This window comes from Formosa haliotis (assembly GCF_001685485.1).
Classification (GTDB): Bacteria; Bacteroidota; Bacteroidia; order Flavobacteriales; family Flavobacteriaceae; genus Formosa; species Formosa haliotis.
In genome coordinates this window covers 2,988,736-3,007,302 of sequence record NZ_BDEL01000001.1, presented here as the reverse complement: position 1 = coordinate 3,007,302, position 18,567 = coordinate 2,988,736, and the positions used below count along the sequence as shown (strand labels likewise).

The window sequence follows — 18,567 nt, the reverse complement described above, 5'->3', positions numbered from 1 at the left end:
CAAAATCAAAATCATGTCAGAACAAAAACGTCTTTTTTTAGTCGATGCTTATGCCCTAATTTTTCGTGGCTATTATGCTTTTATAAAAAACCCAAGAATTAACTCTAAAGGCTTAGACACTTCGGCTATTTTAGGATTTACAAACTCCTTAATAGATGTTATTAAACGTGAACGTCCAGACCATTTGGCTGTGTGTTTTGATAAAGGTGGAAGTGCCGAGCGTACCGAAATGTTCGAGGCCTATAAAGCCAATCGCGATGCTACCCCAGAAGCCATAAAAGTTGCTATTCCATATATATGCAATATTTTAGAAGCCATGCACATTCCTATAATGGTTAAAGAGGGTTATGAAGCAGATGACGTAATCGGTACACTAGCTAAAAAAGCCGAAAAAGAAGGCTACCAAACCTTTATGGTGACTCCAGATAAAGATTTTGCACAATTGGTTTCTGATAATATTTTTATGTACCGCCCTGTTTTTGGAGGCGGTTACGAAACTTGGGGCATTCCTGAAGTCTTGAAAAAATTTGAAATAGAACGCCCAGAACAAGTCATCGATTTTTTAGGAATGATGGGAGATTCCTCCGATAATATTCCTGGTCTACCAGGTGTAGGCGAAAAAACTGCGAAGAAATTCCTTGCCCAATACGGCAGCATGGAAAACCTTTTAGCCAATACACACGAGTTAAAAGGCAAAATGAAAGAGAAGGTTGAAGCCGCCAAGGAGCTAGGATTACTTTCTAAAAAATTAGCGACCATCATGCTCGATGTTCCTGTAGATTTTAATGAAGAAGATTTCGAAATGTCGCACCCCGATATTGAAGCTGTTAAAACCATTTTCCAAGACTTAGAATTTAGACGATTAATAGATAATTTTGAAAAAACGTTTGCAGTAAGCACAGACACTACGGCAGAACAGCCTAGCCAAACAACAGCGCCATCAAATTCTACAGCGGGAGCCGGACAATTCTCTTTATTTGGCGGAGATCCAGGAACGCAAACAGATACTACAACTACAGATCCTAACCAAAGAAAAACAGCAGAAAACACCTCGCATTTTTACCAAAGTATAGCGAGTGGTATGGCTACAAAACTCTTCATTAAAAATTTAATGAAGCAAAACAGTGTATGTTTCGATACAGAAACCACAGGCTTGAATCCGTTAACTGCAGAATTGGTTGGGATTGCATTCTCTTGGGAAGTTGGTAAAGGATTTTACCTGCCGTTTCCAGAAGATAAAACCGAAGCTCAAGACCTTATCGAGCAACTGCGTCCGTTTTTTGAATCGGAAGACATTCAAAAAATTGGTCAGAATTTAAAGTACGACATTAAAGTACTTCATAAATATAATATCACGGTTAAAGGCCCGTTGTTCGACACCATGTTAGCGCATTATCTTATTAATCCAGATATGCGACACAACATGGATGTTTTGGCCGAAACCTATTTAAATTACACACCGATTCCAATTGTAGACCTGATTGGTAAAAAAGGAAAAAATCAGTTGTCTATGCGACAAGTACCTCTAGATAAACAAACGGAATATGCGGTTGAAGATGCCGATATCACTCTGCAACTCAAAGAGCATTTTGAAAACGAATTAGGCCAGGCCAACACCCAAACCTTATTTAACGATATCGAGATTCCTTTGGTTCGCGTGTTAGCCGATATGGAACTGGAAGGCATCAATTTAGATGTGCCCTTTTTAAACGAGTTGGCTACTGCGCTAAACAACGATATTGCAACCCTGCAAGACAACATATTTACAGCAGCCGGCGAGGAATTCAATATTGCATCGCCTAAACAGTTGGGTGATATTTTGTTCGGAAAAATGAAACTGGTAGACAAACCTAAAAAAACCAAATCTGGGCAGTTTGCAACTTCCGAAGATATTTTATCGTACTTAGCGAAAGACCACGCCATTATTCAGCATATTTTAGATTACCGCGGACTCGCAAAACTAAAAAGCACTTATGTCGATGCCTTGCCATTACAAGTAGAACCATCTACAGGTCGCGTACACACAGATTATATGCAAACTGTTGCCGCAACTGGACGTTTAAGTAGTAACAACCCGAATTTACAGAATATCCCGATTCGTACCGAACGTGGCCGACAAGTGCGTAAAGCCTTTATTCCGAGAAATGAAGACTACACTTTACTTGCTGCCGATTATTCCCAAATAGAACTTCGTATTATTGCGGCGTTGAGTCAGGAAGAAACCATGATTGAAGCCTTTAAAAATGGCGAAGACATTCATGCCTCGACTGCTGCCAAAGTATTTAATGTGCCTTTAGCCGAGGTTACAAGAGAGCAACGTAGCAATGCTAAAACGGTGAATTTCGGGATTGTGTATGGGGTATCGGCTTTCGGATTAAGCAACCAGACCAATCTGTCACGAAGCGAGTCTAAAGACCTTATCGATACCTATTACAAAACCTATCCAAAACTGAGAACCTATATGAGCGAATTGGTCGATTTTGCACGCGATAACGGCTACGTACAAACCGTACTAGGCCGCCGTCGCTATTTAAAAGACATCAATTCCAGAAATGCAGTGGTTCGTGGTGCAGCAGAACGAAATGCCGTTAACGCCCCTATCCAAGGAAGTGCTGCCGATATTATAAAACTGGCCATGATTAATATACATGAAAAATTAACTGCAGGCCAATTTAAAACTAAAATGCTCCTACAAGTACATGATGAATTGGTGTTCGACGTATATAAACCAGAATTGGAAACCATTAAAACACTGGTTAAAACAGAAATGGAAAATGCGTTTAAACTCGATGTCCCTTTAGATGTTGAACTAGATACTGGTGATAACTGGTTGGAGGCGCATTAGTAAATGAAAACTATCTCTGTTACTTGTGCTATAATTCAGTTTGAAGATAAAACTTTGGCTGTTCAAAGAAGTAAAACCATGAAATTACCATTGAAATGGGAGTTTGCTGGAGGAAAAATTGAATCGGGAGAAACCGAAATTGACTGTATTCATAGAGAGATTTTTGAAGAATTAAATATTCGAATTAAGGTACAAGACAGACTTACACCTGTAATTCATGAATACCCTACTTTCAAAATTAAACTTATTCCCTTCCTAGCAGAATTTGCTTCAGGAGAATTAAAACTTAAAGAACATTGTAATTTTATATTAGCTAACCATAAAGAATTGCTTAATTTAGATTGGGCAGAAGCAGACTTGCCTATTTTAAAAGAATATTTAAACTTATGAATCAAGGTATTTACGAAGAATTAATAACGCAGCTTATAAATACAAAACTAAGCGAACTAGATACCGACCAATTCTTTTTAAAACGAAGCCTAATAGATAAAGAAGAGGCTTCAAATATTCTATCTAAACATTTAGCAAAAACTATAAAACAGGCTTTTAATATTATAGGAAAAACCAAGGTAGATGAACAAATTAAAATAGCTAATAAAATAATTAATCTACTTAAAGAAGAACTAAACAAACAGGAATTTAATGATGATTTAATACATATAGAAGGTGAAATTCTAAAAGCTGTCTTTTCCAAAACCGACGCTCATTTTTCAAATCTAGATTTACGCCTTAAAGAGATAACACCGTATACAACATTAACTCAAAGTGAACTTTTTACTGGGGGAAATGGCGGATTATCCTTAGAAAGTGAACTAAAAAAAGAGATTTTATCATCTAATCAAATCCATTTATTAGTTTCTTTTATAAAATTTAAAGGCATCATAATTCTTGAAAAGGAATTAAGGGAATTTACCGAACGTGGTGGAAAACTAAAAATAATTACCACAACTTATATTGGAGCTACCGACTATAAAGCAATCCAATTACTAGCGAAACTCCCAAATACTGAAGTAAAAATATCGTATAACACATCCAACGAACGATTACACGCCAAAGCGTATTTATTCTATAGAGACTCAGGATTCCATACAGCCTATATCGGCTCCTCAAATTTTTCGAGATCGGCTTTAACTGATGGACTTGAATGGAACTTAAAAATTACAACGAAGGAAGTTAGTCACATCATAGACAAATTTCAAAAGACTTTTGATGCGTATTGGCAAAGTGATGACTTCGAACTATTTGACGACTCCATCCATAAAGACAAACTTCAAAATGCTCTAAAACAAAGCAAGTTTAGCAAGCCTTTTGAGAATTTAACTGCTTTTTTCGACATTAAACCATTTCCATATCAACTTGAAGTTTTAGAAAAATTAGAAGTAGAAAGGAGTATTCATAACAGATACCGAAATTTAGTAGTAGCTGCTACTGGAACAGGAAAAACAGTTATTTCTGCTTTTGATTATAAACGGTTTAAAGAAGCAAATAATTCGTCTAGACTTCTTTTTCTTGCTCATAGAAAAGAAATACTTCAAAAGTCTCTTTCCACTTTTCAGGGTATTCTAAGAAATAATAATATTGGTGAATTATGGGTAGACGGATATGTACCTGATAATTTTGAATTTGTATTTGCTTCTGTTCAAACGGTAAATAATCAACTTAAAGACCATAATTTAACAAAGGAGTATTACGATTATATCATTATTGATGAGTGCCATCACCAAATAGCTAGCAGTTATCGAGAGATTATTAATTACTTTAATCCAAAAATTTTGCTCGGGCTTACAGCCACACCAGAACGTATGGATGGCGGTGATATTTTAGAGGATTTTGATAATAAAATTGCAGCAGAAATAAGGTTACCCGAAGCTATGAATAGAAAGCTTCTATGTCCTTTTCAATATTTCGGAATCACAGACAGCATTGATTTAACCAATGTTAAGTGGCAAAGAGGTAAATATGTTGCTAGCGAGCTTACAAATTTATATACAGAAAGCGACAGAAGAGTTAGAGAAATAATTGATGCCCTAGAAAAGTATACAAAAGACAAATATGACGTTAGAGCTTTAGGCTACTGTGTCTCTATGGAGCATGCGAAATACATGGCCGAAAAATTTACATTGGCTGGATTTAAAGCCGATTATTTAACAAGTCAAAATTCTAACAACAGAGATTCAATTCGACGAGATTTAGAGAAAAAAGATATTAATTATTTGTTTGTAGTAGACATATTTAATGAAGGAGTAGACATCCCAGAAATCGATACTATTCTTTTTTTGCGACCTACAGAGAGTTTAACCATTTTTCTGCAACAATTAGGAAGAGGTTTAAGATTACATGATGAGAAAGACTGTTTAACGGTTTTAGATTTTGTGGGAAACTCAAAACCCGAATATAATTTTGAAAGCAAATTTAGAGCCTTAATTGGTAAAACAAATACAACTGTTTTAAAAGAAATAGAAGATGATTTTCCACACCTACCTTTGGGTTGCTCTATTGTCTTAGAAAAAAAGACTAAAGAAACGATTCTAAAAAACATCTCTGCAGCAACATCTTTAACCAAAAACAAACTAATTCAAAAAATTCAACAGTTTCAACATGACACCTATTTACCATTAACTTTAGGAAACTTTAGTTCCTTTTACAATATTCCTTTACAAACTATTTACAAAAGAGGAAGTTGGAAACGCTTATGTCAACTGGCAGGAAGAATAAATGACTTCAATTCAACAAATGAAAAGGAAATTGTATCTGCAATCTCTAACAAATGGCTATCAACACAATCGTTAAGCTATTTTACTTTTCTACTAAACATTGCAAAACTAAAGTTCAATATAAATATTTCCGATTTTAATACCGGCGAAAGAACAATGCTTCTCATGTTTCATTATGATGTTTGGCAGAAAGAAGGAGGTTTCGAATCTTTAGAAAAAAGCATACAGGCCATTGGACTAAACCGCATTTTGGTTGAAGAAATAACAGAGGTGTTAGAAATTTTAATTGAAAAAATAGATTTCAAAGAATTACCTATACACCTTCCATATAAACAACCTTTAAAGCTTCATAGTCGTTATACAAGAGACCAAATTTTAAGCGCCTTTAACTTAAGTACTTTCCATAAAAAATCATCCAATAGAGAAGGTGCTGCTTTAAATAAAGAATTGAATACAGAAATACTTTTCATTAATCTTATTAAATCTGAAGAAAATTTCTCACCAACCACAATGTACGATGATTATGCTGTAAATGAATTATTGTTTCATTGGCAAACACAGAACTCTGCTAGACCAGATTCTGGTAAAGGATTATCGTATATCAATCATAAAAAAACAGATAAAAAAATTCTACTTTTTGTTAGAGAAAAAGCAAAAAATGAATTTGGCAATAGTAATGGTTATGTATTTATTGGTGAAGGAGAACTAAAAGACCATTATGGATCTAAGCCCATGAGCATTAATTGGGAACTCAGCGAACCTCTACCACATTACCTATGGAAAGATGCTGCAAAGCTTTCGGTAGGCTAGGTAAATTTTCAAACTTATAAACACAATCAATGGTTAACTCAATTTTCGTGTTTTAAAAAACTCCAAACACTTCGTTACCGGATTCGTCTCTCTATTTATATACCCTTGATACAAACTACTTACCGTTAAAAGTATTGCTGCACCTAGGGCTGTATAAGCAACAGTCATGTTTATAGCGTTATTGGCTACATAAATAGCCACTAGAGCCCAAGCACCAACTAAGGCAAATTCTCTCATATTTCTTCTCCAAGTTACTACTAAATTTATAATCGTTGCTATGGCAATGACACTCACCGCCCAAAAGGTTGGCGATAGCCCAAAACCATCCCAATTATATTTTACTAATACTGCCGATACGTTTGCGATACTTGCTACCGTAATCCAACCACTATAAAACACAAAAGGCCACCACAGAAAAGCAATTACAGAAATTGGAGCGTCATACAATTCCATTTTATGTTTTAAAACGATTTGGATTAACGCAAAGAGTAGCACAAAAATAAATACAGAAGATAACAAGGTATATTCATAAATCCATGCCACAATCCATAAACAATTAGCAATACAAGATAACACAAACCACCAACCCGTTTTTAGCACAAAATCGTCGTCTCTTACGGTTACAAACAAACTCCGTCCTTGGTAAATAACAAACCCTAGAACCAACACATAAATTAATCCCCAAATGGAAAAGGCATAACTTGCCGGTGTAAATAAAGTCGTGTAGTGTTTAGACACTTCACCAATAGTGGTATTATTTAATATCCCCGTATTAGAAAGATAGTTTAAAATAACCATACCTATAAAACTAAGTGCATTGGCTAGTTGTAGTAGTTTTTTCATACCTATAAATTTATTACGCGAAAATTATTAGAAGCTTACTTTAGATATTCTTTTTTATAATGACATAGTAAAAAAGGTTAGACCTTCTAAAATCTAACCTTTTAGTAAATGAGCTTACTTACGGTTATGCCGTTTGCTTCTCATGCTTACCTTCTTTAATTTCTTCTATAAGCTTGGCATTAAAAGCCGGTAAATCTTTTGGTGAGCGACTAGTCACTAAACCATGGTCGACCACAACTTCTTTATCTACCCATTCAGCACCAGCGTTTTTAATATCGGTTTTTATAGAATGGAAAGAGGTTACTTGTCGGCCTTCTAACACATCGGCTTCTGCCAATAACCAAGGGCCGTGGCAAATAGCCGCTACAGGTTTTTGGTTTTTAAAAAACGACTTTACAAAACGTACTGCCTTATCTTCTCGACGTAGTAAATCTGGGTTTATTACGCCGCCAGGAAGTACAAGAGCGTTATAGTCTGACTCCGATACTTCATCTAATGTTTTATCTACTTTATAATTATCTCCCCAATTGCCATTTGCCCAAGCTTTAATATCTCCAGATTCTAGAGACACGATGTGTACTTCGGCTCCTGCTTCTAACAAGGCTTCTTTAGGCGATTTTAATTCACTTTCTTCAAATCCGTTCGTTGCTAAAATAGCAACGGTCTTATCTTTTAAATTTTTCATGTTCAATGCGTTTTAATTTCTAATGTTATTGTTACCAATAAGAAGTCGTATGAGTTGTTATTCCTGCACATACGTCTCTTAAATCATGGTTTTACAAATTTCGGAAACCTTAAACACTCGTATTGATGCATTTAAATAGAAAATGAACACAAACAAAAAAGTCATCCCGTTAGAGATGACTTTTAAAGTATATTTTATTTTGGTATTAAGCTAAAGCTTCTGATACTAAATAATAAAAGGCTGGCCTGCTTTTCATTTTAAATTCAGACATTTTTTCTACAACAGACTCAATTGCAGCCATAGCTTGCTCTTTATCTGTAACACCTAGTTTTTTCTCAACAAAATTACGACGAACAGTTTCTAGTTCTGATGGATCTGCCCCTGCTACTAAAGTCGCATCTTGGTTGTCTACCATCGTTTTTAAACTGTTTACATAAGTATCTAATTTCTCTTGATCGATACTACTAACACCACATGCTGTTAATTGTTTTTCGGCAGTAGCTTTCAATTGAGCTAATTTTGATTGTACATCACTCATAATATAAAATTTTAATTTGTATTAAATTGATTTTTATCAGCAAGTAAGATAAAAAGAATCTTTAAAACAGCTAAGGGCTTTAACGGAATATTAATATTTAAAAATATGGCGTTAAAATGCAAAGAAGTTTTTAGGTATTTCCTTTAAACCAATTAAAACAACGGAGATGGAAAATAAATAAAATTCAATTTTATGAAGCAATCTTTAAGAGCTTACCACTTAAATAACTGAAACTCTTTAAATAAGCTAAAAAACTGAAATACAATATTAAATATCAAAAAATAGCACCACACTATTTGGTAATCAAATATATAATCGTAAATTTGCAAACTCTTTTTAAGAGAGGAATGTTTAATTAGAAAATTTAAAAAGTGTGGATACATTAAGCTACAAAACGATTTCAGCCAACAAAGCTACTGCTACTAAAGAGTGGGTTATAGTTGATGCTGATGGTCAAAGTTTAGGTCGTTTAGCTTCTAAAGTTGCAAAACTTATTAGAGGTAAACATAAGCCTAACTTCACACCACACGTTGATTGCGGCGATAACGTAATTGTTATTAATGCAGAAAAAATCAACTTAACGGGAAACAAGTGGAATGACAAAACGTACATTCGTCACACAGGTTACCCAGGTGGTCAAAGAAGTTTATCTGCTAAAGAAATGTTTGGAAAAGACCCAGCAAGATTAGTAGAAAAATCAGTAAAAGGAATGTTGCCTAAAAACAAATTAGGTGCAGCATTATTCCGTAATCTAAATGTTGTTGTTGGTACAGCTCATGCTCATGAAGCACAAAAACCAAAAGCAATTAACTTAAACGAATTCAATTAATGGAAGTAATTCACAAAATTGGCCGTAGAAAGACGGCTGTTGCTCGTGTTTATCTTGCTCAAGGGGAAGGTAAAATAACAGTGAACAAAAAAGACATGGCGGATTATTTTAGTACTGCAACTTTACAGTACAAAATAAACCAACCTTTAACCATGACTAACAATGATGGCAACTTTGATATTACAGTAAATGTATATGGAGGTGGTATTACTGGTCAAGCAGAAGCGATCCGTTTAGCAATTTCTCGTGCAATGTGCGAAGTAGATGCAGAAAACAGAACAATTCTTAAGCCAGAAGGTTTATTAACAAGAGATCCAAGAATGGTAGAGCGTAAGAAATTCGGTCAGAAGAAAGCGCGTAAGAAATTCCAATTCTCGAAACGTTAATATTATCATCCTCAACTCGATTGGGAATCGCTTGTTAGCACTCTCAATCTGGTTGAATGTTATTAAAATTAAAAATAAGTTATTGTTGTCCTAGTTGAAAAACAGGATTTAGTTTAGCATCTAAATGAAGCCAACAGCCCAAAGCATAGCGCTTAAGCCCAATGGAACATTGCTAATTCAACAGAACGTAAACTATTACAAAATGGCAAAAGTAGAAGTAAAAGAATTACTTGAAGCAGGTGTACACTTCGGTCACTTGACTCGTAAATGGGATCCAAACATGGCTCCTTACGTATATATGGAACGTAACGGTATCCATATTATCAATTTATATAAAACTGCAGCAAAAATCGAGGAAGCTGGTGAAGCATTAAGCAAAATCGCTGCCTCTGGACGTAAAATCCTTTTCGTTGCAACAAAAAAACAAGCTAAAGACATCGTAGCAGAAAAAGCTGGGGCAATTAACATGCCTTATATTACTGAAAGATGGCCTGGTGGAATGTTAACGAACTTTGTAACTATTAGAAAAGCTGTTAAGAAAATGGCTTCTATTGATAGAATGAAGAAAGATGGTACTTTTTTAACCCTTTCTAAAAAAGAACGTTTACAAGTAGATCGTTTAAGAGCTAAGTTAGAGAAAAACTTAGGTTCTATTAGCGACATGACACGTTTACCAGGAGCTTTATTTGTAGTAGACATTAAGCGTGAGCACATCGCGATTAAAGAAGCACAAAAATTAAACATTCCTATCTTTGCAATGGTTGATACAAACTCTGACCCACGTCAGGTAGATTTCGTGATTCCTGCAAATGATGATGCTTCTAAATCTATCGATAAAGTTTTATCTCACGTAACTGAAGCTGTTGCAGGTGGATTAGCTGAGCGTAAAGCTGATAAAGATTCTGCTAAAGCAGATAAACCTTCGACTTCTAAGAAAAAAGCAACTGCTACAGAAGAAGAGGAATAAACTACAAATAATCATTACATAACATAAATAAGTCGTTTAGTTCTTTTCTTTGCAGAAAAAAAATTGAACGACTTTTTTTAAATAATATTACTTAGAAATTATGGTAAAAGTAACAGCCGCAGAGGTAAACAAACTAAGACAAGCTACTGGTGCAGGAATGATGGACTGTAAAAAAGCATTAGTAGAAGCTGAAGGAGATTTCGATAAAGCAATCGAAGTTTTACGTAAAAAAGGTCAAAAAGTAGCTGCAAACAGAGCAGACAGAGAATCTAGTGAAGGTGCTGCCGTAGCAAAAGTAAACGACGATAATACTGTTGGTGTTTCTATAGTATTAGGTTGTGAAACTGACTTTGTTGGTAAAAATGAAAACTTTGTTGCTTTAGCAAACAAACTTGCTGATATAGCAATGACTGTAAGCTCTAAAGAAGAACTTTTAGCTGCAGATTTCGATGGTATGACCGTAGCCGACAAATTAGTTGAGCAAACTGGTGTAATTGGAGAAAAATTAGAAGTTAAAGAATACTCTAAATTAGAAGCTCCTTACGTTGGTTCTTACGTACACATTAACAAAATTGCTGCTTTAGTTGGTCTTTCTAGCGCAGTAGATAACGTAGACGTTTTAGCTAAAGATTTAGCTATGCAAGTAGCATCTATGGGTGCCACTACTTTATCTTACAAAGATTTCGATCCTGCTTTCGTAGCCTCAGAAACTGAAGCTAGAATTGCTGTTATCGAAAAAGATAATATTGAATTAGGACGTTTAGGTAAAACTCTTAAAAATGTACCTCAATACATTTCTATGGCTCAATTAACTCCTGAAGTATTAGCTCAAGCTGAAGAATCTGCAAAAGCAGAACTTAAAGCTGAAGGAAAACCAGAGCAAATCTGGGACAAAATTCTTCCAGGAAAAATGGAGCGTTACATCTCTGATAACACAACTTTAGATCAAGAACAATGTTTATTAGATCAAAAGTTTATCAAAGACGAAAAAGTTAGCGTTGCTAAATATGTAGAGTCTTATAACGGTGTATCTGTAACAGGATTTACACGTGTTGCATTAGGATAATATTAGATTCTGTGTAAACAGAAATCTTAACATACAAAAGCCACTATTCTTTACAGAGTAGTGGCTTTTTTTATTCCGTCTATTAAAATTTTAGACTTCAAAAGCATACCAACCGCCTAAACTATACGCACCTAAATTCAAAATTAGGACAGATATTAGAAACTAAATTTTAAATACGCATTTTAAAAAAAATGTGTAATTTTGCACAACTTCTATAAACATACTATGAAATATAAACGCATCCTTTTAAAATTATCTGGCGAAGCATTAATGGGCGACCGTCAATATGGTATAGACCCGGTTAGATTAGCAGAATATGCTAAGGACATAAAAACCATAATAGATTATGGTGTTGAAGTAGCCATTGTAATTGGAGGAGGAAACATTTTTAGAGGAGTTTCTGGAGCAAGTAACGGTATGGACCGTGTTCAAGGCGACCATATGGGAATGCTTGCCACGGTAATAAATGGCTTAGCACTTCAAAGCGCTTTAGAAGATGCTGGGATTCCTACCCGTTTACAAACAGCTATTAAAATTAACGAAGTTGCAGAACCTTTTATTAGAAGAAAAGCAATGCGTCATCTAGAAAAAGGCCGCGTGGTAATCTTTGGTGGAGGTACAGGAAACCCGTATTTTACAACAGATTCTGCTGCCGTTTTAAGAGCCATAGAGATCGAAGCCGATGTTATTTTAAAAGGTACTCGTGTAGATGGTATTTACACCGCAGATCCAGAAAAAGATAGCAATGCCGAGAAATTCGACTTTATAAGTTTCGACGATGTTTTAAGCAAAGGTCTAAAAGTTATGGACACCACTGCGTTTACACTTAGTCAAGAAAATAAATTACCCATTGTTGTTTTCGATATGAATACTAAAGGAAATTTACTTAAAGTAGTTTCTGGCGAAAACATAGGCACGCAAGTAAACATTTAAATCTAATTCGATTTTTTACCTTTATAAACAGAAAAGTTTTTAAACCATGAATGAAGATATTCAATTTATTATAGATTCCACAAAAGAAGCCATGGATGCTGCTGTTAAACATCTTGAAAAGCAGTTTGTAAACATTAGAGCAGGAAAAGCTAGCCCAGCAATGCTTGGTAGTGTTATGGTAGATTATTATGGGTCGCAAACCCCTTTAAGTCAGGTAGCCAACGTAAACACACCAGACGGTAGAACAATAACAGTTCAGCCATGGGAAAAAAACATGCTTCATGAAATTGAAAAAGCAATCATGATTGCAAATCTTGGTTTTAATCCTATGAATAATGGAGATACTATTATAATTAATGTACCGCCTTTAACAGAAGAGCGCAGACGCGATTTAGCAAAACAAGCAAAAGCTGAAGCCGAAGATGGTAAAATTGGTGTGCGTAATGCAAGAAAAGAAGCCAATAACGAAATTAAAAAATCTGATGATATTTCTGAAGACGCTAAGAAAAACGCAGAAGTAGACGTACAAACGCTTACCGATGCTTACGTTAAAAAGATTGACGACATTCTAGCTGTCAAGGAAAAAGAAATCATGACTGTATAATATTTAAAGCGACCTAACCGTCGCTTTTTTTATTCTCTATATTCTAAGCACAGATTGTAAGCATAATTCTGTTAACTTTGTCGCCACAATTTATGACAACGCTTACATGCTTAAATACTGTATATGTTTTATATTCCTATTCTCTATTTTTACAAGTAGCGCACAAGGTATACCTACAGATACAAACGCTGCTCGAGACAGCATTAAAGCAAAAAAGAAAGCCGATTTAATTCACCACATCGGGAACGGATACATTCCTTTAAAATATTTCAATTTAGATTTACGATACCTGATAAAATTTAATCAGTACGAAGGAATAAGAACCGGATTAGGCGGAACGACGAGTGATAAATTATCAGAAAAATTTAGAATAAACGGCTATGTTGTTTACGGTTTTAAAGATGGGCAATACAAATATAGTATTGGTGGAGGCTACCGTATAAACGAAACTCATAACACTTGGTTAAACGCTTATTACGTTAACGATTTACAAGAAACAGCAAGTACAAAATACTTAACAGACAAACGGATTTTTCAATTTTTCGAACCCCGGTTACTTAATATCAGTTTGTTTTATCACCATATAACCAATTCCATTTCTTTACAACATGACTTTGGCCCGAAGTTAAATACAGAAACCCAGTTTTTTGCTAGTAATGTAAACCCCAAATTCGACTATACCTTTGTCACCGATGATGGCGCTTACACCAAATACGAACTTACCGTTGTTAAATCTGCGTTATATTGGAGTCCGTTTGATATCTATAAAGACACCAAAAAAGGACGTATAAAAACGTATAATGGTTTTCCTAAACTTACCTTCCAATACACCCAAAGTTTTAATGGCCCGCTTCAAGGCGATTTTAATTTTCAGAAATTAGATTTTAAGGCCACCTATCATTTTATACATAGCAAAGCCTCTCATACCGAATTAGATTTCGCTTCGGGAGTTGCCGTTGGAGACACTCCACTTACACACCTGTATCACGCCTACCCAAACAACATAAACAAAGCAACCATTATGCAACGATTCTCGGTTGCGGGCTTAAATAGTTTTGAAACCATGTATTTTAACGAATTTTTTTCGGACATGTTTTCTGTAGTGCAGTTTAAACATTTTTTTGCACCCTTATATCACTCTACCTTTTCAAGACCTCAATTGGTATTTTTAACCCGTTTTGCTATTGGCGATATGCAGCATAAGGAACGCCACCAAGGGATTACTTTTAATACTTTAGATAAGGGGTATTTAGAATCGGGGTTCGAAATTAATCAATTACTCTTCGGATTCGGACTCAGCTTAACGTACAGATATGGTGCTTATCATTTACCAGAATTGGAAGATAACATCGCTTTAAAATTCACATTTAACGTTACATTATAACACATTAGGCTAAAGTAATACGCAGCTTTTTTCTACATTTGCGGTTCTTTAATAATCTTATGCTTAAACTATTTACTACAGGCTTTTGGGAACGTGTTGCCAGACTTATTTTACGAAATAAAATAGCCATATTAATCGCTATTGTTCTTGTAACCGTATTTTTAAGTACGCAATGGAAATACATGCGTTTCACCTATACCGAAGCGAATTTATTACCAGACGACCACGAGGTAAATCAAACATATAACGACTTTTTAGATATTTTTGGTGAAGAAGGAAACCTTATTGTTTTAGGGGTAAAAGACAGCACTTTTTTTACAGTCGATAAATTAAATGCCTGGAATAAATTAGCCGAATCTTTTAAATCTGCAGCCGAAGTAGACGCTGTAATATCTATTAAAGATTTACAAAAATTAATAAAAAACGATAGCCTTAAAAAATTCACCCTAGAACCTTTTATAAAAGATTCCTTATCGACACGTTTACAAGTAGACACTTTAGAGCAGGAATTATTTGAAAAATATCCGTTTTACGACAATTTCCTTTTCAATAAAAAAACAAAAACCATTCGTACCGCAATCTATATGAACAAAGATATAGTGAACACGCCTGCACGAAAAGATTTTGTTATCGATGTTCTTATCCCAAAAGTGGAAGCTTTCGAGCGGGACACTAACATTAACGTTCATATTTCGGGTATGCCTTATGTAAGAACGTTAAATGCACAAAATATAGTTGATGAAATTGGATTATTTGTAGGCATGGCCTTATTGGTTACCTCGCTTATATTTTTCTTCTTTTTCAGATCGTTTAGAGCCACTTTTATATCGCTAATTGTAGTCTCGATTGGGGTTATGTGGACTCTAGGAATACTCGGCCTTTTAAAATATGAAATAACGGTTTTAACAGCTTTAATTCCGCCGTTAATCATTGTAATAGGAATTCCAAACTGTATATTCTTAATTAATAAATATCAACAGGAAGTTAAATCGCATGGTAATAAAGTAAAATCCTTACAACGGGTTATTACTAAAGTAGGAAATGCTACGTTAATGACGAACATTACAACGGCGTCTGGTTTTGCTACGTTCATGCTTACAGAAAGTACTTTGCTTAAAGAGTTTGGTGTAGTAGCCTCTTTAAGCATCATTGCTATTTTTATTTTGTGTTTACTTATTATTCCTATTCTTTACACCTTTTTACCTTATCCTAAAGAACGCCATTTAGAACATTTAAACAAACGTTGGATTGGCGCTTTTGTGGATTGGATGGAACATATGGTACGCCACAGACGAATCTCTATTTACATTACTGCTGTGGCTTTAATTGCCCTGAGTATTATAGGAGTGTATCAAATTAAAATTTCGGGTAGTTTGCTTGAAGACATGCCTCAAAAAGCAGAATTCTTTAAAGATATTGAGTTTTTTGAACAGGAGTTTGATGGCATCATGCCTTTAGAATTAATGATAGATACGCAACGAAAAAAAGGCGTCATGAAGCTAAGTACGTTAAAACGTATGGATGAGTTGGAAGATGCGATTATAGATATTCCGGAGTTATCTAGACCGATTTCTGTGGTTAGTTTAGTTAAATATTCTAAGCAAGCGTACTATAATGGAAACCCAAAATACTATCAGTTACCAACGTCTCAAGAGAATAGTTTTATATTAAGTTATGCCAAAAACTCTTCAAACGATACCGATTTACTTCAAAGTTTTGTAGATAGTACAGGGCGCTATGCACGAATCACCACCTTTATGAAAGATATTGGTACAGATAAAATGCAAGACATTGAAGACGACCTTCAGACTAAAATAGACAAATTATTTCCTACAGACCGGTATAAAGTAACCATGACGGGAAAAGCTTTGGTTTTTCAAAAAGGAACCACCTATTTAGTGAAAAATTTAGCCATTTCGCTATCGCTAGCCATCCTGCTTATTTCGTTATTTATGGCCTATATGTTTAGATCGTTTAAAATGATTTTAATTTCCCTTATTCCAAACTTATTACCTTTACTGGTTACAGCTGGATTAATGGGATATTTGGGTGTCCCAATAAAACCATCTACAATATTAGTGTTTAGTATTGCCTTCGGAATTTCTGTAGACGACACCATTCACTTTTTAGCAAAATACCGACAAGAATTACAAGCCAATAACTGGAAAATTAAACGATCTGTTTACGGTGCGTTACGCGAAACCGGAGTGAGTATGTTTTATACTTCTACGGTCTTATTTTTCGGATTTTCGGTATTTATGATTTCAAGTTTTGGAGGTACCGTGGCTTTAGGTGGTTTAGTATCGGTAACACTTTTATTTGCTATGTTATCTAATTTATTACTGTTACCTTCTTTATTATTATCATTAGAACGTAATATTGCAAATAAAACCGTTTTAAGAGAACCCGCAATAAATATTATTCCGGAAGAAAATGACGAAGACGAGGACGAAAACAATGCTAACAATTAAAACATGATATGCATAAAGACTTATATTTGCATGTTTAAAAATATTTAAAATGAAACCAATAACAATTTCAGAATTATTAAAACAAAACATTAATCTACACGATGTAGAAGTTAAAGGTTGGGTAAGAACATTTAGAGCGAACCGTTTTATTGCCTTAAATGATGGTTCGTCATTACAAAATATTCAGTGTGTTGTCGATTTCGAAAACACCGACGAAAATACTTTAAAACGTATCACTACAGGTGCTGCTGTTCATATAAAAGGAGAATTAACAGAGAGTCTTGGAAAAGGTCAAACGGTAGAAATTCAAGTAAAATCTATTACTATTTTAGGAGATTCAGACCCTGAAACCTACCCTATTCAACCTAAAAAACACTCGTTCGAATTTTTACGAGAAAACGCGCATTTACGTACAAGAACAAATACATTTAGTGCGGTAATGCGATTGCGTTCCGCTTTATCTTTCGCAATTCACCAGTATTTCAACAATAATGGTTTTTTCTATGTACACACTCCTATCATAACAGGAAGTGATGCCGAAGGTGCTGGAGAAATGTTTCGCGTATCGAGTTTAGATGCAAAAAACCCTCCGTTAACAGAAGATGGTGCTATAGATTACTCTAAAGATTTCTTCGGAAAAGAAACAAACCTTACGGTTTCTGGTCAGTTAGAAGCCGAAACTTACGCGATGTCTTTAGGAAAAGTCTACACTTTTGGGCCTACTTTTAGAGCAGAAAACTCGAATACTTCAAGACACTTATCAGAATTCTGGATGATAGAGCCAGAAGTCGCATTTATGGATCTTGCCGGGAATATGGATTTGGCAGAAGATTTTATGAAGTTTGTAATTGGCTATGTGCTAGAACATAATTTTGAAGATTTAGAATTTTTAGACGCCCGCTTACAAGACGAAGATAAAAAGAAACCTCAAGCAGAACGTAGCGAAATGACGCTTATAGAAAAACTGCGTTTTGTGGTAGATAACAACTTTAAGCGTGTAAGCTATACAGAAGCTATCGATATTTTACGTAACAGTAAGCCTAACAAGAAAAAGAAATTTAAATATATAATCGACGAATGGGGTGCAGATTTACAAAGTGAACACGAACGTTTCTTAGTAGAAAAGCATTTTAAATGTCCGGTTATCTTATTCGATTATCCAGCAAACATCAAGGCCTTTTATATGCGCTTAAATGAAGATGGAAAAACAGTTCGCGCCATGGATATTCTATTTCCTGGTATTGGAGAAATTGTTGGGGGTGCACAACGTGAAGAGCGATTAGATGTATTAAAACAAAAAATGGCCGTTTTAGGAATAGACGAAGAAGAACTTTGGTGGTACTTAGACCTAAGAAAATATGGTAGTGCTGTGCATTCTGGATTCGGACTAGGATTCGAGCGTTTAGTTATGTTTGCAACAGGAATGTCCAACATTCGCGACGTGATTCCGTTCCCAAGAACACCGCAGAACGCAGAGTTTTAATCTCATAAA

The 18,567-nt window shown here is 35.0% G+C and carries 15 protein-coding genes; 12 read left to right on the top strand and 3 right to left on the bottom strand.

All coding sequences use genetic code 11. The annotated features are described in order from the left end of the window. Nucleotides 1–13: 13 nt before the first annotated feature. The 3 genes from polA to A9D35_RS12510 are packed head-to-tail and all read left to right on the top strand — an operon-like array spanning nucleotide 14 to nucleotide 6,369. Entirely contained in the window at nucleotides 14–2,845 is a 2,832-nt protein-coding gene (gene polA, locus A9D35_RS12520) for a DNA polymerase I (protein WP_066223519.1), read from the top strand. A gap of 3 nt (nucleotides 2,846–2,848) precedes the next feature. Then, nucleotides 2,849–3,235, top strand: a complete 387-nt coding sequence (locus A9D35_RS12515) for a (deoxy)nucleoside triphosphate pyrophosphohydrolase (protein WP_066223517.1) — start codon at nucleotides 2,849–2,851, stop codon at nucleotides 3,233–3,235. Beyond that, nucleotides 3,232–6,369 (top strand): DUF3427 domain-containing protein, encoded by a 3,138-nt coding sequence (locus A9D35_RS12510; RefSeq protein WP_066223515.1) that lies wholly within the window; start codon nucleotides 3,232–3,234, stop codon nucleotides 6,367–6,369. The genes A9D35_RS12515 and A9D35_RS12510 overlap by 4 nt, the downstream gene beginning before the upstream one ends. A gap of 33 nt (nucleotides 6,370–6,402) precedes the next feature. Here the strand turns inward: A9D35_RS12510 and A9D35_RS12505 are convergent, their stop codons facing one another. The 3 genes from A9D35_RS12505 to A9D35_RS12495 form a co-directional block, all read right to left on the bottom strand. After that, nucleotides 6,403–7,212 (bottom strand): TspO-related membrane protein, encoded by an 810-nt coding sequence (locus A9D35_RS12505; RefSeq protein ID WP_066223514.1) that lies wholly within the window; start codon nucleotides 7,210–7,212, stop codon nucleotides 6,403–6,405. Between the two features lie 124 nt (nucleotides 7,213–7,336). After that, entirely contained in the window at nucleotides 7,337–7,897 is a 561-nt protein-coding gene (locus tag A9D35_RS12500) for a type 1 glutamine amidotransferase domain-containing protein (protein WP_066223513.1), read from the bottom strand. A 205-nt stretch (nucleotides 7,898–8,102) separates the two neighbouring features. After that, nucleotides 8,103–8,435 carry a DUF2853 family protein gene (locus A9D35_RS12495; RefSeq protein ID WP_083191693.1) on the bottom strand — a complete coding sequence of 111 codons (333 nt, stop codon included), beginning with the start codon at nucleotides 8,433–8,435 and terminating at the stop codon, nucleotides 8,103–8,105. 373 nt (nucleotides 8,436–8,808) lie between these two features. On the opposite strand from A9D35_RS12495, the gene rplM reads away from it, so the two are divergent. The 9 genes from rplM to asnS all read left to right on the top strand — a co-directional run bounded on the left by rplM (nucleotide 8,809) and on the right by asnS (nucleotide 18,558). Continuing rightward, nucleotides 8,809–9,264 carry a 50S ribosomal protein L13 gene (rplM, locus tag A9D35_RS12490; RefSeq protein WP_066223511.1) on the top strand — a complete coding sequence of 152 codons (456 nt, stop codon included), beginning with the start codon at nucleotides 8,809–8,811 and terminating at the stop codon, nucleotides 9,262–9,264. Next, on the top strand, nucleotides 9,264–9,650 hold the full coding sequence (gene rpsI / locus A9D35_RS12485; RefSeq protein WP_066223510.1) for a 30S ribosomal protein S9: 387 nt from the start codon (nucleotides 9,264–9,266) through the stop codon (nucleotides 9,648–9,650). The genes rplM and rpsI overlap by 1 nt, the downstream gene beginning before the upstream one ends. Before the next feature lie 202 nt (nucleotides 9,651–9,852). Beyond that, nucleotides 9,853–10,617, top strand: coding sequence for a 30S ribosomal protein S2 (gene rpsB / locus A9D35_RS12480; protein ID WP_066226065.1), 765 nt, complete (start codon nucleotides 9,853–9,855; stop codon nucleotides 10,615–10,617). A gap of 100 nt (nucleotides 10,618–10,717) precedes the next feature. Beyond that, nucleotides 10,718–11,683, top strand: coding sequence for a translation elongation factor Ts (gene tsf, locus A9D35_RS12475; RefSeq protein WP_066223508.1), 966 nt, complete (start codon nucleotides 10,718–10,720; stop codon nucleotides 11,681–11,683). Nucleotides 11,684–11,908: 225 nt separating this feature from the next. Further along, nucleotides 11,909–12,616 carry a UMP kinase gene (pyrH, locus tag A9D35_RS12470; protein WP_066223506.1) on the top strand — a complete coding sequence of 236 codons (708 nt, stop codon included), beginning with the start codon at nucleotides 11,909–11,911 and terminating at the stop codon, nucleotides 12,614–12,616. A 46-nt stretch (nucleotides 12,617–12,662) separates the two neighbouring features. Beyond that, complete coding sequence (gene frr / locus A9D35_RS12465) at nucleotides 12,663–13,220, top strand: ribosome recycling factor (RefSeq protein WP_066223504.1); 558 nt, start codon at nucleotides 12,663–12,665, stop codon at nucleotides 13,218–13,220. 106 nt (nucleotides 13,221–13,326) lie between these two features. Next, nucleotides 13,327–14,604 carry a DUF5686 family C-terminal domain-containing protein gene (locus A9D35_RS12460; protein WP_066223503.1) on the top strand — a complete coding sequence of 426 codons (1,278 nt, stop codon included), beginning with the start codon at nucleotides 13,327–13,329 and terminating at the stop codon, nucleotides 14,602–14,604. A 59-nt stretch (nucleotides 14,605–14,663) separates the two neighbouring features. Further along, nucleotides 14,664–17,075: an efflux RND transporter permease subunit gene (locus tag A9D35_RS12455; RefSeq protein WP_066223501.1), complete on the top strand. Its 2,412-nt coding sequence runs from the start codon at nucleotides 14,664–14,666 to the stop codon at nucleotides 17,073–17,075. 49 nt (nucleotides 17,076–17,124) lie between these two features. Further along, nucleotides 17,125–18,558, top strand: a complete 1,434-nt coding sequence (gene asnS, locus A9D35_RS12450; protein WP_066223500.1) for an asparagine--tRNA ligase — start codon at nucleotides 17,125–17,127, stop codon at nucleotides 18,556–18,558. Nucleotides 18,559–18,567 lie beyond the last annotated feature (9 nt).

What these genes read in the sequence shown, in the direction of transcription:
- A9D35_RS12510 (WP_066223515.1), top strand. Translation starts at nt 3,232, where the DNA reads ATGAATCAAGGTATTTACGAAGAATTAATAACGCAGCTTATAAATACA.
- rpsI (WP_066223510.1), top strand. Translation starts at nt 9,264, where the DNA reads ATGGAAGTAATTCACAAAATTGGCCGTAGAAAGACGGCTGTTGCTCGT.
- rpsB (WP_066226065.1), top strand. Translation starts at nt 9,853, where the DNA reads ATGGCAAAAGTAGAAGTAAAAGAATTACTTGAAGCAGGTGTACACTTC.
- asnS (WP_066223500.1), top strand. Translation starts at nt 17,125, where the DNA reads ATGAAACCAATAACAATTTCAGAATTATTAAAACAAAACATTAATCTA.
- A9D35_RS12455 (WP_066223501.1), top strand. Translation starts at nt 14,664, where the DNA reads ATGCTTAAACTATTTACTACAGGCTTTTGGGAACGTGTTGCCAGACTT.
- A9D35_RS12500 (WP_066223513.1), bottom strand. Translation starts at nt 7,897, where the DNA reads ATGAAAAATTTAAAAGATAAGACCGTTGCTATTTTAGCAACGAACGGA.
- A9D35_RS12515 (WP_066223517.1), top strand. Translation starts at nt 2,849, where the DNA reads ATGAAAACTATCTCTGTTACTTGTGCTATAATTCAGTTTGAAGATAAA.
- polA (WP_066223519.1), top strand. Translation starts at nt 14, where the DNA reads ATGTCAGAACAAAAACGTCTTTTTTTAGTCGATGCTTATGCCCTAATT.
- A9D35_RS12495 (WP_083191693.1), bottom strand. Translation starts at nt 8,435, where the DNA reads ATGAGTGATGTACAATCAAAATTAGCTCAATTGAAAGCTACTGCCGAA.
- A9D35_RS12505 (WP_066223514.1), bottom strand. Translation starts at nt 7,212, where the DNA reads ATGAAAAAACTACTACAACTAGCCAATGCACTTAGTTTTATAGGTATG.
- A9D35_RS12460 (WP_066223503.1), top strand. Translation starts at nt 13,327, where the DNA reads ATGCTTAAATACTGTATATGTTTTATATTCCTATTCTCTATTTTTACA.
- pyrH (WP_066223506.1), top strand. Translation starts at nt 11,909, where the DNA reads ATGAAATATAAACGCATCCTTTTAAAATTATCTGGCGAAGCATTAATG.
- tsf (WP_066223508.1), top strand. Translation starts at nt 10,718, where the DNA reads ATGGTAAAAGTAACAGCCGCAGAGGTAAACAAACTAAGACAAGCTACT.
- frr (WP_066223504.1), top strand. Translation starts at nt 12,663, where the DNA reads ATGAATGAAGATATTCAATTTATTATAGATTCCACAAAAGAAGCCATG.